Here is a 16,436-nt window from a genome sequence, read left to right as displayed (position 1 = left end):
TTAACATAAAAAACATTAGTAAAGTAAGGAAATAGTTTAGCGTCTTTTATCAACGATGAAACGCTTTTTCAGTGATTTTCGTTAAAATTTTGTAAATTCGCTCCGCGTAATATCTTGACACAGGTCACACAAGTGTCTGCGGACAGGCATATAGAGAAGAAAAATGCGCATAACAATTATCCTCGTCGCTCCTGCCAGAGCGGAAAATATCGGCGCGGCAGCGCGCGCCATGAAGACCATGGGGTTTACACAGTTGCGTATTGTCGACAGTCAGGTTCATCTTGAACCCGCTACGCGCTGGGTGGCGCATGGCTCCGGCGATCTTATTGATAATATTGCCGTTTTCCCAACTCTCGCGGATGCGCTTACCGATGTTGATTTTACCGTCGCCACCACGGCGCGCAGTCGGGCCAAATTTCATTACTACGCGACGCCAGCGGAGCTGGTACCGCTCCTGGAAGAAAAATCGGCCTGGATGAATCATACCGCGCTGGTTTTTGGTCGTGAAGATTCCGGACTGACCAACGATGAACTGGCGCTGGCAGATATTCTGACTGGCGTACCGATGGTTGCAGATTATCCTTCATTAAATCTGGGCCAGGCGGTAATGGTCTACTGCTATCAATTAGCAAATTTAATGCAACAACCTGCTAAAGAAGTCGATTCATCTGATGAATTTCAGTTACAGGCATTACGATCTCGCATAATGACATTACTGACCTCTCTGGAGGTTGCGGATGACATCAAACTGGTCGACTGGCTGCAACAGCGTCTGGGACAATTAGGGCAGCGAGACACGGTAATGTTGCACCGGTTAGTCCATGATATCGAAAAAAATATCACGAAATAATAGTTCGCCTTTAGTCTTATTTTTGGTGATAAGTGCTAATTTCAAGAGGGGTGTTCCTGCTGTATTGGTTGAAAATAAACCCTTCGCCAGCAGCACATGAACAAGTTTCGTCAGGTGAGTAAATCAAATATTTATTGACTTAGGTCACCAGATACTTTAACCAATATAGACATACGGCACAGACAGATAAAAATTACAGAGTACACAACATCCATGAAACGCATCAGCATCACCATTACCACAACCATCACCATTACCACAGGTAACGGTGCGGGCTGACGCGTACAGGAAACACAGAAAAAAGCCCGCACCGAACAGTGCGGGCTTTTTTTTCGACCAAAGGTAACGAGGTAACAACCATGCGAGTGTTGAAGTTCGGCGGTACATCAGTGGCAAATGCAGAACGTTTTCTGCGGGTTGCCGATATTCTGGAAAGCAATGCCAGGCAGGGGCAGGTAGCGACCGTTCTTTCTGCCCCCGCTAAAATTACCAACCATCTGGTGGCGATGATTGAAAAAACCATCGGAGGTCAGGACGCATTGCCCAATATCAGCGATGCCGAACGTATTTTCGCCGAACTTCTGACAGGCCTCGCCGACGCCCAGCCTGGCTTTCCGCTGGCGCAGTTGAAAGTGTTTGTTGAACAAGAATTTGCCCAAATTAAGCATGTGCTGCATGGGATTAGCCTGCTCGGACAGTGCCCGGACAGCATTAACGCCGCGCTCATCTGCCGTGGCGAAAAGATGTCGATCGCCATCATGGCGGGGTTACTGGAAGCGCGTGGTCACCATGTTACCGTTATTGATCCGGTCGAAAAACTGCTGGCGGTGGGGCACTACCTTGAATCCACTGTCGATATTGCTGAATCAACGCGTCGCATCGCCGCCGGGCGAATTCCCGCTGACCACATGGTGCTGATGGCCGGTTTCACCGCCGGTAATGAGAAGGGCGAACTGGTGGTACTGGGACGTAACGGCTCTGATTACTCTGCTGCGGTTCTGGCTGCCTGCTTACGTGCCGACTGCTGCGAGATCTGGACGGACGTCGACGGTGTGTATACCTGCGATCCGCGCCAGGTGCCCGACGCCAGGTTGCTGAAGTCGATGTCTTATCAGGAAGCGATGGAGCTCTCCTATTTCGGCGCGAAAGTGCTTCACCCTCGTACCATTACCCCCATCGCGCAGTTCCAGATCCCTTGCCTTATCAAAAATACCGGTAATCCGCAGGCGGCAGGCACGCTGATCGGCGCCAGTCGCGATGAAGACGAACTGCCGGTGAAGGGGATTTCAAACCTCAATAATATGGCGATGTTCAACGTCTCTGGTCCCGGTATGAAAGGGATGGTGGGGATGGCGGCGCGCGTGTTTGCGGTGATGTCCCGCGCGGGAATTTCCGTCGTATTGATTACCCAGTCTTCTTCTGAGTACAGCATCAGCTTTTGCGTGCCGCAGGCGGACTGCGCACGTGCTCAGCGCGCTTTACAGGATGAGTTCTATCTCGAGCTGAAAGAGGGCGTACTGGAACCTCTGGCGGTCACTGAACGGCTGGCTATTATCTCCGTCGTCGGGGATGGCATGCGGACGCTGCGCGGTATTTCAGCAAAATTCTTTGCCGCACTGGCGCGCGCCAATATCAATATCGTGGCCATCGCTCAGGGCTCCTCCGAGCGTTCCATTTCGGTGGTGGTCAACAATGACGACGCCACGACAGGCGTACGCGTCACCCATCAGATGCTGTTCAACACCGACCAGGTGATTGAAGTGTTTGTCATTGGCGTCGGTGGGGTAGGCGGCGCGTTACTGGAGCAGCTTAAGCGTCAGCAGACCTGGCTGAAGAAAAAACATATCGACCTGCGCGTGTGCGGCGTGGCGAACTCCAGAGCGCTGCTGACTCATGTGCATGGCCTGAACCTGGAGAACTGGCAGGCCGAGCTGGCTGAAGCGAAAGAGCCGTTCAATCTCGGTCGCTTAATTCGCCTGGTGAAGGAATATCATCTGCTGAACCCGGTGATTGTTGACTGCACCTCCAGTCAGGCGGTGGCCGATCAATACGCTGACTTCCTGCGCGAAGGTTTCCACGTGGTCACGCCGAACAAAAAGGCGAATACCTCGTCAATGGATTACTACCATCAGTTGCGTTTCGCTGCCGCGAAATCACGGCGTAAATTCCTCTATGACACCAACGTGGGTGCCGGTCTGCCGGTGATCGAAAACCTGCAAAACCTGTTGAACGCGGGCGATGAGTTACTGAAATTCTCCGGCATTCTGTCTGGTTCGTTGTCGTTTATTTTCGGTAAGCTCGACGAAGGCATGAGCCTCTCTGAAGCGACCCGCATCGCGCGTGAAATGGGCTATACCGAGCCAGACCCGCGTGACGATCTTTCCGGAATGGATGTGGCGCGTAAGCTGCTGATCCTTGTCCGTGAAACCGGACGCGAGCTGGAACTGTCTGACATCGTCATTGAACCGGTGCTGCCGAAAGCGTTTGATGACTCCGGTGACGTTGACGCGTTCATGGCGAATCTGTCGCAGCTTGATGACGCGTTCGCCGCTCGCGTGGCAAAAGCCCGTGATGAGGGCAAAGTATTGCGCTATGTTGGCAACATCGAAGAAGACGGCGTGTGTCGGGTGAAAATTTCTGAAGTGGACGGTAACGATCCGTTGTACAAAGTGAAAAACGGTGAAAACGCGCTGGCTTTCTACAGTCACTACTATCAGCCTCTGCCATTGGTTCTGCGCGGTTATGGCGCGGGCAATGACGTCACGGCGGCAGGGGTGTTTGCTGACCTGTTGCGCACCCTCTCATGGAAGCTAGGAGTTTAACATGGTTAAAGTTTATGCCCCGGCTTCCAGTGCCAATATGAGCGTTGGATTTGATGTGCTTGGGGCGGCGGTGACCCCCGTTGATGGCTCACTGCTGGGCGACGTGGTAACGGTCGAGGCGGCAGACAGTTTCAGTCTGAACAATCTGGGCCGCTTTGCTGACAAACTGCCGTCAAAACCGCGTGAAAATATTGTCTACCAGTGTTGGGAGCGTTTTTGTCAGGAGCTGGGTAAGCAAATCCCGGTGACGATGACGCTGGAAAAAAATATGCCAATCGGCTCCGGATTAGGCTCCAGCGCCTGCTCGGTGGTGGCGGCACTGGTGGCGATGAATGAGCACTGCGGCAAGCCGCTGAATGACACGCGTCTGCTGGCGATTATGGGGGAGCTGGAAGGGCGTATCTCCGGCAGCATTCATTACGATAACGTCGCGCCGTGCTTCCTCGGCGGTATGCAGTTGATGATTGAAGAAAACGGCATTATCAGTCAGCAGGTGCCAGGCTTTGATGAGTGGCTGTGGGTGCTGGCCTATCCAGGCATTAAGGTTTCCACCGCGGAAGCGCGGGCCATTTTACCTGCGCAATATCGTCGCCAGGATTGCATTGCCCACGGGCGACACCTGGCCGGGTTTATTCACGCCTGCTATTCCCGCCAGCCAGGGCTTGCGGCGAAACTGATGAAGGATGTGATTGCCGAACCGTATCGCGAACGTCTGTTGCCAGGTTTTGCCCAGGCGCGTCAGGCCGTCGCAGAAATTGGCGCGCTGGCGAGCGGTATTTCCGGTTCAGGGCCGACGCTGTTTGCGCTCTGCGATAAACCGGATACGGCGCAGCGCGTGGCGGACTGGCTGGGTAGTCACTACCTGCAAAATCAGGAAGGCTTTGTTCATATTTGCCGGCTGGACACGGCGGGCGCACGAGTACTGGGATAATTGATGAAACTCTACAATCTAAAAGATCACAACGAACAGGTTAGTTTTGCGCAGGCCGTCACGCAGGGGCTGGGCAAAAATCAGGGGCTGTTTTTCCCGCACGATCTGCCGGAATTCAACCTGACAGAAGTGGATGAGATGCTGAACCAGGACTTCGTCAGCCGCAGCGCGAAGATCCTGTCCGCGTTTATCGGCGATGAAATCCCGCAAGAGATCCTCGAAGCGCGCGTGCGCGCCGCCTTTGCTTTTCCGGCACCGGTTGTCCAGGTGGAGGGCGACGTCGGTTGTCTGGAACTGTTCCACGGCCCGACGCTGGCGTTTAAAGATTTCGGCGGCCGTTTTATGGCGCAGATGCTGACCCACATCAGCGGCGACAAGCCGGTGACCATTCTGACGGCAACCTCCGGTGATACCGGCGCGGCTGTGGCACATGCGTTTTATGACCTGCCGAACGTGCGCGTGGTGATCCTCTACCCGAACGGCAAAATCAGTCCGTTGCAGGAAAAACTGTTCTGCACGCTGGGCGGCAACATTGAAACTGTCGCCATCGACGGTGATTTTGATGCCTGCCAGGCGCTGGTCAAACAGGCCTTTGATGATGAAGAGCTGAAAGTGGCGCTGGGGCTGAACTCGGCTAACTCTATTAATATCAGCCGCCTGCTGGCGCAGATTTGTTACTACTTTGAAGCCGTTGCACAATTGCCGCAGGAAGCGCGGAATCAACTGGTTGTTTCTGTTCCAAGCGGCAACTTTGGCGACCTGACAGCGGGCCTGCTGGCGAAATCCCTCGGCCTGCCGGTGAAGCGTTTTATCGCCGCCACCAACGTTAACGACACGGTACCCCGCTTCCTGCAGGACGGGCAGTGGGCGCCAAAAGCGACCCAGGCGACGTTGTCTAACGCGATGGACGTGAGTCAGCCGAACAACTGGCCGCGCGTAGAGGAGCTGTTCCGCCGTAAAATCTGGCGTCTGAATGAGCTTGGTTATGCTGCCGTGGATGATGAGACAACGCAGGAAACGATGCGTGAGCTAAAAGCGAAGGGCTACACCTCTGAGCCGCACGCGGCAGTGGCGTACCGTGCTCTGCGTGACCAGCTTAATCCGGGCGAATACGGCCTGTTCCTTGGTACCGCACACCCGGCGAAGTTTAAAGAGAGCGTGGAAGCTGTCCTGAATGAAACGCTGGAGCTGCCGAAAGAACTGGCGGATCGTGCGGATCTGCCGCTGCTTTCGCAACATCTGCCGGCAGATTTCGCTGCTCTGCGTAAGCTGATGATGACGCGCGGTTAAGTTTGTCGCCGTGTTGAAAACGCCGGGGATACCCGGCTTTTTTATGGAGAAAATAAGGAGAAATTACGCAGAGAAAAAGCAGAAATTCTCAATAAATGCGGACACTTAGAGATTAGGATTGCGGAGAATAACAACTCACGTTCCCATCACGTAATCTCCTTTCATCGACCCGAAACGGGCAATGACAGAAAGGAGTACCTCATGAACAAACTGAAACCTGTGCTTCTGGCACTCTCCATGATGCTGGTGACTCCACTCGCAGTACAGGCGGCTGAAATCACTCTGGTTCCTGCCGTTAAATTACAGATTGGCGATCGCGATAATCACGGTAACTACTGGGATGGCGGAAACTGGCGCGACCATGGCTGGTGGAATAAACACTATGAGTGGCGCGGAAATCGCTGGCAGTCGCACGGACCGCGTCCGCAACCGCACTATGACCGTCGTCATGGCGATCATCGTCAAGGTCCTGGCGGGAAACACCATTAATGCTTATGCCGGGCAGACGCGCGTCCCCCGGCAGCGCATTACGGTTCGTGACGCTTAAACACCAGTTCGCCATTCCCGGAGGCGGCTTCATCAAAGAAGTAACCTTCGCTGTTGAAGTCGGTGAGTTGTTCAGGCTTCGTCAGACGGTTTTCAATGATGTAGCGGCTCATCAGGCCGCGTGCCTTTTTGGCGTAGAAACTGATGACTTTGAACTTACCGTTTTTCTCGTCGAGGAAGACGGGTTTAATCAGCTCAGCGTTCAGTTTCTTCGGCTTCACGGAACGGAAGTATTCATCCGATGCAAGGTTAATCACCACCTGGTCGCCCTGTGCGGCGAGCGCTTCATTGAGCTTATCCGTGATGATATCGCCCCAGAATTGATACAGATCTTTTCCTTTGGCGTTCTCCAGACGAATGCCCATTTCCAGACGATAAGGCTGCATCAGATCCAGCGGGCGCAGTACACCGTACAGGCCTGAGAGCATACGCAAATGCTGCTGAGCAAAATCGAAATCGGCTTCGTTGAAGGTTTCGGCCTGCAATCCGGTATAGACATCACCTTTGAAGGCCAGAATAGCCTGGCGTGCGTTTTCCGGCGTGAAGTCCGGCTGCCAGTCGTGAAAGCGGGTGGCATTCAGGTCAGCAAGCTTATCGCTGATGTGCATCAGTTTACCGATCTGCGGGGCCGAGAGCTTGCGTGCCACATGAATCAGTTGCTGGGAGTGGTCCAGCAGCTCAGGCAACGTATGGCGCGTTGTCGCCAGCGGGCTCTGGTAGTCGAGCGTTTTTGCAGGTGAAATCAGAATCAGCATATCCAGTCCTTGCAGGAAATTTACTGCGACTGTAGCAAAAAACACGACTGAGTTGATCGATAGTTGCGATTAGTCTCGCGGTATGTCGTCCCAGGCATCTGGCGCCAGTTGCTGTTCAATATCCGGGTAGCGCAGCGGATCAAAGACCGGACGAACCCCCAGTTTTCGCTGACGTAAGTAGTCGCTGGCCAGAGTATGCACCACCGGAGAGAGCAGCAATATTGCCGTCAGGTTAGTGATCGCCATGCAGGCCATGATGACATCTGCCAACTGCCATAGCAGCGGGAAGCTGAGCAACGTTCCGGCCACCACCGTCAGGCAGGTGACAATACGTAAAATCCAGATGGTGCGTTTGTTGTCCAGGTTCAGAAAGTACAGGTTGTTTTCCGCATAGATGTAGTTGACCACAATGGAGCTGAAGGCAAAAAGAATCACGATAACCGCGACGAACGCAGCCCCCCAGTCACCGACCAGCGCGTTCATTGCTTTCTGCACCAGTTGGATCCCTTCCATCGACGCATAGGTCGTGCCGTTGCCAGCCAGTAAAACCAGCATTGCCGTTGCACTACAGACGACCAGCGTATCGATAAAAATACCGATCATCTGCACAATCCCCTGCGCTGCAGGGTGCGGCGGCCAGGATGATGCGGCGGCAGCGGCGTTAGGCGTTGAGCCCATCCCGGCTTCATTGGAAAACATACTGCGTTGAAAACCGCTGGTGATCGCCTGGCTCAGCGTATATCCCGCCACGCCGCCCGCGGCTTCTTGCCAGCCAAACGCGCTTTTGATGATAGAAATGATGATGTCAGGCAACTGGCCGATATTGATCAGACAAACCACCAGGCTGGTGACCACCCACATCAGCGCCATCACAGGGACGAACCACTGCATCATCCGTGCCACGCCCTTGATCCCCCGAACGATGACCAACAGGGCGGTAATCGCCATGACAATACCGGTGGCGATCGGCGGGAAATCAAACGCGAATTTGAGGGCGCGGGATACGGAATTGGCCTGTACGCTGTTGAACACCAGTCCGTAGGCGATCAGCAAAAAGATGGCGAATAACACGCCCATCCAGCGCATGCCTAACCCACGCGCCATATACCAGGCGGGGCCACCGCGAAACTGACCGTGGCGATCGCGCTCTTTGTAGAGCTGTGCGAGGGCGCATTCGGCAAATGAGGTTGCCATACCAATGATGGCGGCGACCCACATCCAGAACACTGCGCCAGGCCCGCCTGCGGTAATGGCTAGCGCCACGCCCGCCAGGTTGCCGCTACCGATACGGGCGGCAAGGCTGGTACAGAGTGACTGAAACGAGGTTAACCCTCCCGGCTGTGGGTTAATGCTGTTTCTCAGACTTTTGCCAACCTGGCGGATATAGCGAAATTGTACGAAGCCTGTGCGCCAGGTAAACCAACACCCTGCCCCAAAGAGCAGGTAGATCATCACTGACCCCCAGAGCACATCATTAATAAACGCGAAAAAATCAGGCATTAACATCCCTCTTGTTGCTGCCGGTACGCTGTAACAACCCTGTGTAAGCGTTACCAATTGTTGAATAGTATATATACACTTCATCCTTCAGGCTGCCTCTTTGTTGGCTGCACGCTAAAACCTCAGTCACATCGTTTTCTCTGTTCCTGGTCCTGGGATTTTATCGTTTGCCGTCTCGAGGCAACCCGAACGCTTTTGTGTAGACACCGCCAGGCAATTGATAGCGACCGCGTAGTGTACATGAGGTTGAGTGCCTGAATGGCGCGCTACATCAATGCCGGATCAGAAATTGTCCGCAGGTGCCCTCAAGGGGATAAGCGCATTGTCTGCGGTTGCGCTGTCACAACGTCGTGTTATCATCAGGGCAGACCGGTTACATCCCCCTAACAAGCTGTTTAAAGAGAAACACTATCATGACGGACAAATTGACCTCCCTTCGTCAGTTCACCACCGTGGTGGCCGACACCGGAGACATCGCGGCAATGAAGCTGTATCAGCCGCAGGATGCCACAACCAACCCTTCTCTCATTCTTAACGCAGCGCAGATCCCGGAATACCGTAAGCTGATCGATGACGCTGTTGCCTGGGCTAAGCAGCAGAGTAGCGACCGCGCGCAGCAGATTGTTGACGCAACCGACAAACTGGCAGTGAACATCGGTCTGGAGATCCTGAAACTGGTCCCGGGTCGTATCTCCACTGAAGTGGATGCTCGCCTGTCCTATGACACTGACGCGTCTATTGCCAAAGCGAAACGCATCATCAAACTGTACAACGATGCAGGCATCAGCAACGATCGCATTCTGATTAAACTGGCTTCAACCTGGCAGGGCATCCGCGCTGCAGAGCAGCTGGAAAAAGAAGGCATCAACTGTAACCTGACGCTGCTGTTCTCCTTCGCGCAGGCGCGCGCCTGCGCCGAAGCTGGCGTGTTCCTGATCTCCCCGTTCGTGGGTCGTATTCTTGACTGGTATAAATCCAATACCGACAAGAAAGAGTATGCCCCGGCTGAAGATCCGGGCGTAGTTTCCGTTACGGAGATCTACGAATACTACAAACAGCACGGCTACGAGACGGTTGTGATGGGCGCAAGCTTCCGTAACATCGGCGAAATTCTTGAGCTGGCTGGCTGCGACCGCCTGACCATCGCACCGGCACTGCTGAAAGAGCTGGCGGAAAGCGAAGGGGCTATCGAGCGTAAACTGTCCTTCTCTGGCGAAGTGAAAGCGCGTCCGGAACGTATCACCGAGTCTGAGTTCCTGTGGCAGCACAACCAGGATCCGATGGCGGTAGATAAACTGGCGGACGGTATCCGTAAGTTTGCTGTCGATCAGGAAAAACTGGAGAAAATGATCGGCGATCTGCTGTAATCATTTTTGCCCTATGTAGCGTGGTCGGTACACCGGTCACGCTACCTCTTCTGAACCCTGTCTGTCCTTCCCTTCGCAGTGTATCATTCTGTTTAACGAGACTGTTTAAACGGAATAATCATGAACACCTTACGTATTGGCTTAGTTTCCATTTCTGACCGCGCCTCCAGCGGTGTCTATCAGGATAAAGGCATTCCGGCACTGGAAGAGTGGCTATCGACGGCGCTGACCACGCCTTTCGAGGTGCTGACGCGCTTGATTCCTGACGAACAGGTCATCATCGAACAAACGCTGTGTGAACTGGTAGACGAGATGAGTTGTCATCTGGTGCTGACCACCGGGGGCACCGGTCCTGCACGTCGTGATGTAACGCCGGATGCTACCCTCGCGGTTGCCGATCGCCAGATGCCTGGCTTTGGCGAACAGATGCGGCAGATTAGTCTGCACTTTGTGCCGACGGCGATTTTGTCACGTCAGGTCGGGGTGATTCGCAAGCAGGCGTTAATCCTCAACTTACCGGGTCAGCCGAAATCCATCAAAGAGACCCTGGAAGGGGTGAAGGATGCAGAAGGTAAGGTCGTCGTGGCGGGTATCTTTGCAAGTGTACCGTATTGTATACAGCTCCTTGACGGGCCGTATGTGGAGACCGCACCGGAAATCGTAGCATCTTTTCGCCCGAAAAGTGCCAGGCGCGATACAAATGCCTGAAGTTAGTCTTTTCGTAAGATAAGTGATGGTGAAAGTGGAGTGTTGATTTGTTTACGGTATAGTAAGTTTTACTTTACATGTGTCGTTCATAACATCCAACGCTCCACAGACTTATGGTTCACTATGTCACAACATACACGCCCCCTGAATCGCCAGGATTACAAAACGCTGACGTTGGCCGCTCTTGGCGGTGCGCTTGAATTTTACGACTTCATTATCTTCGTCTTTTTCGCAGCCGTGGTGGGGGCGTTGTTTTTCCCCGCTGATATTCCCGAATGGCTTCGTCAGGTACAAACCTTTGGCATCTTCGCAGCCGGGTATCTGGCGCGTCCGTTAGGCGGCATTATCATGGCGCATTTTGGCGATTTGGTCGGGCGCAAAAAGATGTTCACCTTGAGCATTCTGCTGATGGCCGTGCCGACGCTGGCGATGGGGTTGTTGCCGACCTATGCCGCTGTTGGGATTGCCGCGCCCTTGTTGTTGCTGTTGATGCGCATTCTGCAGGGCGCTGCGATTGGCGGCGAAGTGCCGGGCGCATGGGTGTTCGTCGCCGAGCACGTCCCTGAACGTCGAATTGGGATGGCTTGCGGCACGCTGACGGCAGGTTTGACGGTGGGGATCCTGTTAGGCTCGGTGGTGGCGACGCAGATTAACACACACCTGACGCAGCAGGCTGTACATGACTATGGCTGGCGAATTCCGTTCCTGCTGGGGGGAGTTTTTGGGCTGGTGGCGATGTATTTACGCCGCTGGTTACAGGAAACGCCTATCTTTCTGGAGATGCAACAGCGCAAGACGTTGGCTCAGGAACTGCCGGTGAAGTCGGTGGTGGTGAATCACCAGAAGGCGGTGGTGATCTCCATGCTTCTGACCTGGCTGCTTTCTGCAGGGATTGTGGTGGTGATTTTAATGTCGCCGGTCTGGCTGCAAAAGCAGTACGGCCTGTCACCGGCCCTGACGTTGCAGGCAAACAGCGTGGCGACCATTATGCTTTGCCTGGGTTGTCTGTTAGCGGGCTTTATCGTCGACCGTGTTGGTGCCAGCAAAACCTTTATTGTTGGCAGCATATTGTTAGCCTGTTCGAGCGGGTTGTTCTATCACCTGTCGGGCACACATTCGCAGTACTTATTCCTGCTCTATGGGCTGGTGGGATTGTGCGTGGGTGTGGTGGGCGCGGTGCCATACGTGATGGTGCGCGCGTTTCCTGCGGAAGTCCGCTTTACCGGCATTTCATTTTCCTACAATGTTTCTTACGCCATTTTCGGTGGACTGACGCCGATTGCCGTGACACTGCTAATGAGCGTTTCGCCGATGGCTCCGGCCTGGTATGTGCTGGCGTTGTCGCTGGTGGGATTGGGACTGGGTGTTTGGCTGCGACAGGATATGTATTATCGCGATACGGAAATGCAGGCTGAGCTACAACAGCCGTAATAATAATCCCCCCTTAACGGGGGGATACTGATGATTAGTGCGCATCACCAATCGGCAGAATGGTACGGCCGAACTGTTCGTTCAGCACTTCACCCATCGCCAGATAAATCGCGCTGGCACCACACACTAAGCCAACCCAGCCGGCAAAGTGGATCACCGCTTCATTACCCGCAATGTTACCCACGGCCAGCAGGGCGAACAGAACGGTCAGGCTCAGGAACACGAACTGAAGCGCGCGTGCGCCAGTCAGCGTGCCGAAGAACATAAACAGAGTGAATACGCCCCACAGGCCCAGGTAGGCACCGAGGAACTGCGCATTAGGCGCTTCTGTCAGACCCATTTTCGGCATCAGCAGGATCGCAACCAGCGTCAGCCAGAACGAGCCGTAAGAGGTGAATGCGGTCAAACCGAAGGTATTCCCTTTTTTGTATTCCAGCAGGCCGGCAAAAATTTGCGCAATACCGCCGTAGAAAATTCCCATCGCGAGAATAATACCGTCAAGGGCGAAGAAACCCGCGTTATGCAGGTTAAGCAGAATGGTGGTCATGCCGAAGCCCATCAGGCCCAGCGGTGCCGGGTTAGCCAACTTAGTGTTGCCCATAAATCCTCAAAATCATCATTAATTGAATGGTGAAATAGTTATCCCCGTTAAAACATGACACCGTTCGGGGCGCGGCATAATAATCAGGAGAGAAGGGGCTGTCTATGATCTGAGGAGGGGAAAATGAATTATTTTCCCCTGTGACCGACATCACGCTCTTGTCGCGTTGATCATCCGGCGCAAACAGGCGATTTGCAGTACTGCCGGGATCGTGACGCGATAGGCGCTGCCGCTTACCGCTTTCACGCCGTTTAGCGCTGCGCCCACCGGGCCGCCGAGACCTGCGCCGCGAAGCAAACCGTGACCCAGTACGCTCATCGCGGCATGGGTGCGCAGAATACGGGTGAGCTGACCAGAAAGGAGGTGTGAAACCCCTTTTGCTAATTGATGATCTTTCAGGAGGAGCGGCAGTAACTCCTCCAGCTCAGAGACTTTTGCATTGACGGCTTGCAGGAACGTTTGCCGCTGCTCCACGTCCATTTTTTTCCAGGTGTTGCGTAGAAAATGCTCCAGTAGCTGTTGCTCGATGTCGAAAGTGGACATCTCTTTATCCGCCTTGAGCGACAACCGACCGGAGACATCAAGCAAAATGGTACGATACCGTTTTCCGTGCCCCCGTAGCTTATTGACGATGCTGTCGCCGCCGAAATGCTGAAATTCGCCGGCGATCAGTTGCCAGTTCTGGCGGTGCTGCTCCGGGTGTCCTTCCATCGCTTTAAAACGTTCGCTGTGGTTTAACACGCTCGACAGACGGGTTTTCCCCTTTTCATTATGCGTCAGCAGGCGGGTAAATTCGGCCAGTTGCTCTTCGCTACAATGTTGAAGAAAATCTAAATCCTCGTCATTTAAATAAGTGACATTCATCTTAGGTCCAACTTTTATCATTATTCCTGAAAAGCAGCGGCTTAATCGTCGCCGATAATTTTCAACGTTGCCATATCAGAAGAGTTCACCGTGTGGCCAGAGAAGGTGATTTTTGATACGCAGCGTTTGTTGTCGTTATCGCTATTGATGTTTATCCACGCAGTGGTCTGCCCTTCTTTAATCAAGTGCGGAACATTCAGGCTCTGGTTGGCGCTGCGTGATGTTTTGAAATAGACGGAGGCGCCGCTGAGCTGAACGTCGCCGTGATCGGTGGCTAACTGAATCCGTTTGACCGGGCGGCAGACGGGAATTTTCAGCGCCAGATCGTTGGTTTCATTACGGGGCATTGCAATGACCCCCAATACTTTGTGATCGTTAGCCTGAGCGCTTGTGGTGAACAAAACGCCCACAAGCAAGCTGGCGGAGATCGTCAGAACAGATTTCATGGTCTTTCTCTTTTAGAAGGTCAGCAAAATGTTCTTTATCTTACCCCTCTCCTTGTGCTGATTCATGGACGTAATCTTTTCTTTTTATTACAATTTTTTCGTGAATTGTTGCTTTATTTTTATGGTTTCAGTGAATGTTTTAGCCCATAGAAATGCTGTCGTCGGCCACCTGTCCCGGTTTTAATGACCCTTTATGACTGCGGGAATAAATATTTTTTTTTCATTCCCCCCTTGATGAAGTGGGTTGCGACCCCACTTAGTAGTCAACCGCAGTGGTGAGTCTGAAAAAAAACGAATCAAGGTAGTTGAAACCGCACGTTTCGCCCTTATTACAGACTCACAACCACATGTTGACCGAATTTTTAGTGGAGACGTTTAGATGGGTAAAATTATTGGTATCGACCTGGGTACTACCAACTCTTGTGTAGCGATTATGGATGGCACCACTGCACGCGTGCTGGAGAACGCCGAGGGCGATCGCACCACGCCTTCTATCATTGCTTATACCCAGGATGGTGAAACTCTGGTTGGTCAGCCGGCTAAACGTCAGGCAGTGACAAACCCGCAAAACACCCTGTTTGCGATTAAACGCCTGATTGGCCGCCGCTTCCAGGACGAAGAAGTTCAACGTGATGTTTCCATCATGCCGTACAAAATCATCGGCGCTGACAACGGCGACGCATGGCTGGATGTGAAAGGTCAGAAAATGGCACCGCCGCAAATTTCGGCTGAAGTGCTGAAGAAAATGAAGAAAACGGCTGAAGATTACCTGGGTGAACCGGTAACTGAAGCGGTTATCACCGTACCGGCTTACTTTAACGATGCTCAGCGTCAGGCAACCAAAGACGCTGGCCGTATCGCAGGTCTGGAAGTGAAACGTATCATCAACGAACCGACTGCCGCTGCACTGGCGTATGGTCTGGATAAAGAAGTTGGTAACCGTACTATCGCGGTTTATGACCTCGGTGGTGGTACGTTCGATATCTCTATTATCGAAATCGACGAAGTTGATGGCGAAAAAACCTTCGAAGTTCTGGCAACCAACGGTGATACCCACCTGGGTGGTGAAGACTTCGACAGCCGTATGATCAACTATCTGGTTGAAGAGTTTAAGAAAGATCAGGGCATTGACCTGCGTAACGACCCGCTGGCAATGCAGCGCCTGAAAGAAGCGGCAGAAAAAGCGAAAATTGAGCTTTCTTCTGCACAGCAGACCGACGTGAACCTGCCGTACATCACTGCAGATGCCACCGGTCCGAAACACATGAACATCAAAGTGACTCGCGCGAAACTGGAAAGCCTGGTCGAAGATCTGGTGAACCGTTCCATCGAGCCGCTGAAAGTCGCTCTGCAGGACGCTGGCCTGTCCGTATCTGATATCAACGACGTTATCCTCGTTGGTGGTCAGACGCGTATGCCAATGGTGCAGAAGAAAGTGGCTGAATTCTTTGGTAAAGAACCGCGTAAAGACGTGAACCCGGACGAAGCCGTGGCAATTGGTGCTGCTGTCCAGGGTGGTGTATTGACCGGTGATGTGAAAGACGTACTGCTGCTGGACGTTACCCCGCTGTCTCTGGGTATCGAAACCATGGGCGGTGTGATGACTGCGCTGATCAACAAAAACACCACTATCCCGACCAAGCACAGCCAGGTGTTCTCTACCGCGGAAGACAACCAGTCTGCGGTAACCATCCATGTGCTGCAGGGTGAACGTAAACGTGCGTCTGATAACAAATCTCTGGGTCAGTTCAACCTGGATGGGATCAACCCGGCACCGCGCGGCATGCCGCAGATCGAAGTGACCTTCGATATCGATGCTGACGGTATCCTGCACGTTTCCGCGAAAGACAAAAACAGCGGTAAAGAGCAGAAGATCACCATCAAGGCGTCTTCTGGCCTGAATGAAGAAGAAATTCAGAAAATGGTTCGCGAAGCCGAAGCGAATGCTGAGTCTGACCGTAAGTTTGAAGAGCTGGTTCAGACCCGCAACCAGGGCGACCATCTGCTGCACAGCACGCGTAAGCAGGTTGAAGAAGCAGGCGAGCAGTTACCGGCTGACGACAAAACGGCCATTGAATCTGCGCTGACCGCACTGGAAACGGCGCTGAAAGGCGAAGACAAAGCGGCCATCGAAGCGAAGATGCAGGAGCTGGCGCAGGTTTCCCAGAAACTGATGGAAATCGCTCAGCAGCAGCATGCGCAACAGCAGGCGGGCTCCGCTGACGCTTCCGCAAACAACGCGAAAGATGATGATGTTGTCGACGCTGAGTTTGAAGAAGTGAAAGACAAAAAATAATCGCCCTTTGAACGGGTAATTACTGGCAC

15 protein-coding genes and 1 other annotated feature are annotated in these 16,436 nt (G+C 53.3%); of the genes, 10 read left to right on the top strand and 5 right to left on the bottom strand.

Annotated elements, in window-relative coordinates; translation table 11 throughout:
* Window positions 1–163: 163 nt before the first annotated feature.
* The 6 genes from QQZ17_RS09690 to QQZ17_RS09665 all read left to right on the top strand — a co-directional run bounded on the left by QQZ17_RS09690 (window position 164) and on the right by QQZ17_RS09665 (window position 6,382).
* Window positions 164–850, top strand: coding sequence for a tRNA/rRNA methyltransferase (locus tag QQZ17_RS09690; protein WP_152405948.1), 687 nt, complete (start codon window positions 164–166; stop codon window positions 848–850).
* Window positions 851–1,063: 213 nt separating this feature from the next.
* Entirely contained in the window at window positions 1,064–1,129 is a 66-nt protein-coding gene (gene thrL, locus QQZ17_RS09685; protein ID WP_032337689.1) for a thr operon leader peptide, read from the top strand.
* Window positions 1,065–1,184, top strand: a sequence feature (Thr leader region). It overlaps the preceding gene by 65 nt.
* Before the next feature lie 25 nt (window positions 1,185–1,209).
* Entirely contained in the window at window positions 1,210–3,672 is a 2,463-nt protein-coding gene (gene thrA / locus QQZ17_RS09680) for a bifunctional aspartate kinase/homoserine dehydrogenase I (protein ID WP_152405947.1), read from the top strand.
* Window position 3,673: 1 nt separating this feature from the next.
* Window positions 3,674–4,603, top strand: a complete 930-nt coding sequence (gene thrB, locus QQZ17_RS09675; protein WP_152405946.1) for a homoserine kinase — start codon at window positions 3,674–3,676, stop codon at window positions 4,601–4,603.
* 3 nt (window positions 4,604–4,606) lie between these two features.
* Window positions 4,607–5,893 carry a threonine synthase gene (thrC, locus tag QQZ17_RS09670; protein WP_152405945.1) on the top strand — a complete coding sequence of 429 codons (1,287 nt, stop codon included), beginning with the start codon at window positions 4,607–4,609 and terminating at the stop codon, window positions 5,891–5,893.
* Between the two features lie 201 nt (window positions 5,894–6,094).
* Complete coding sequence (locus QQZ17_RS09665; RefSeq protein ID WP_152405944.1) at window positions 6,095–6,382, top strand: DUF2502 domain-containing protein; 288 nt, start codon at window positions 6,095–6,097, stop codon at window positions 6,380–6,382.
* A gap of 38 nt (window positions 6,383–6,420) precedes the next feature.
* On the opposite strand, the gene yaaA is transcribed toward QQZ17_RS09665, so the two are convergent.
* Together yaaA and QQZ17_RS09655 are read right to left on the bottom strand one after the other, a co-directional pair.
* Entirely contained in the window at window positions 6,421–7,194 is a 774-nt protein-coding gene (gene yaaA / locus QQZ17_RS09660; RefSeq protein WP_152405943.1) for a peroxide stress protein YaaA, read from the bottom strand.
* 69 nt (window positions 7,195–7,263) lie between these two features.
* Entirely contained in the window at window positions 7,264–8,694 is a 1,431-nt protein-coding gene (locus QQZ17_RS09655; RefSeq protein ID WP_152405942.1) for an alanine/glycine:cation symporter family protein, read from the bottom strand.
* Between the two features lie 413 nt (window positions 8,695–9,107).
* Here QQZ17_RS09655 and tal point away from each other — a divergent pair, with 413 nt between their 5' ends.
* The 3 genes from tal to QQZ17_RS09640 all read left to right on the top strand — a co-directional run bounded on the left by tal (window position 9,108) and on the right by QQZ17_RS09640 (window position 12,200).
* A complete protein-coding gene (gene tal, locus QQZ17_RS09650) occupies window positions 9,108–10,061 on the top strand; it encodes a transaldolase (RefSeq protein ID WP_152405941.1) in 954 nt (317 codons plus the stop codon).
* A 120-nt stretch (window positions 10,062–10,181) separates the two neighbouring features.
* Window positions 10,182–10,769, top strand: coding sequence for a molybdopterin adenylyltransferase (mog, locus tag QQZ17_RS09645; protein ID WP_152405940.1), 588 nt, complete (start codon window positions 10,182–10,184; stop codon window positions 10,767–10,769).
* A gap of 123 nt (window positions 10,770–10,892) precedes the next feature.
* Window positions 10,893–12,200, top strand: a complete 1,308-nt coding sequence (locus QQZ17_RS09640) for an MFS transporter (protein ID WP_152405939.1) — start codon at window positions 10,893–10,895, stop codon at window positions 12,198–12,200.
* A gap of 34 nt (window positions 12,201–12,234) precedes the next feature.
* Here QQZ17_RS09640 and satP read toward each other — a convergent pair whose 3' ends face one another.
* The 3 genes from satP to QQZ17_RS09625 form a co-directional block, all read right to left on the bottom strand.
* Window positions 12,235–12,801 (bottom strand): acetate uptake transporter, encoded by a 567-nt coding sequence (satP, locus tag QQZ17_RS09635; RefSeq protein WP_152405938.1) that lies wholly within the window; start codon window positions 12,799–12,801, stop codon window positions 12,235–12,237.
* Window positions 12,802–12,951: 150 nt separating this feature from the next.
* A complete protein-coding gene (msyB, locus tag QQZ17_RS09630; protein ID WP_152405937.1) occupies window positions 12,952–13,665 on the bottom strand; it encodes an acidic protein MsyB in 714 nt (237 codons plus the stop codon).
* 41 nt (window positions 13,666–13,706) lie between these two features.
* The gene (locus QQZ17_RS09625) at window positions 13,707–14,111 is read right to left on the bottom strand and encodes a DUF2541 family protein (RefSeq protein ID WP_152405936.1); all 405 of its coding nucleotides are present in this window, start codon (window positions 14,109–14,111) and stop codon (window positions 13,707–13,709) included.
* Between the two features lie 379 nt (window positions 14,112–14,490).
* Here QQZ17_RS09625 and dnaK point away from each other — a divergent pair, with 379 nt between their 5' ends.
* The gene (gene dnaK, locus QQZ17_RS09620) at window positions 14,491–16,407 is read left to right on the top strand and encodes a molecular chaperone DnaK (RefSeq protein ID WP_042323997.1); all 1,917 of its coding nucleotides are present in this window, start codon (window positions 14,491–14,493) and stop codon (window positions 16,405–16,407) included.
* Window positions 16,408–16,436: the final 29 nt, after the last annotated feature.

The organism is Citrobacter sp. T1.2D-1 (genome assembly GCF_950098555.1).
GTDB lineage: Bacteria > Pseudomonadota > Gammaproteobacteria > Enterobacterales > Enterobacteriaceae > Citrobacter_A > Citrobacter_A telavivensis.
This window is presented reverse-complemented; position numbering and strand designations above follow the sequence as displayed.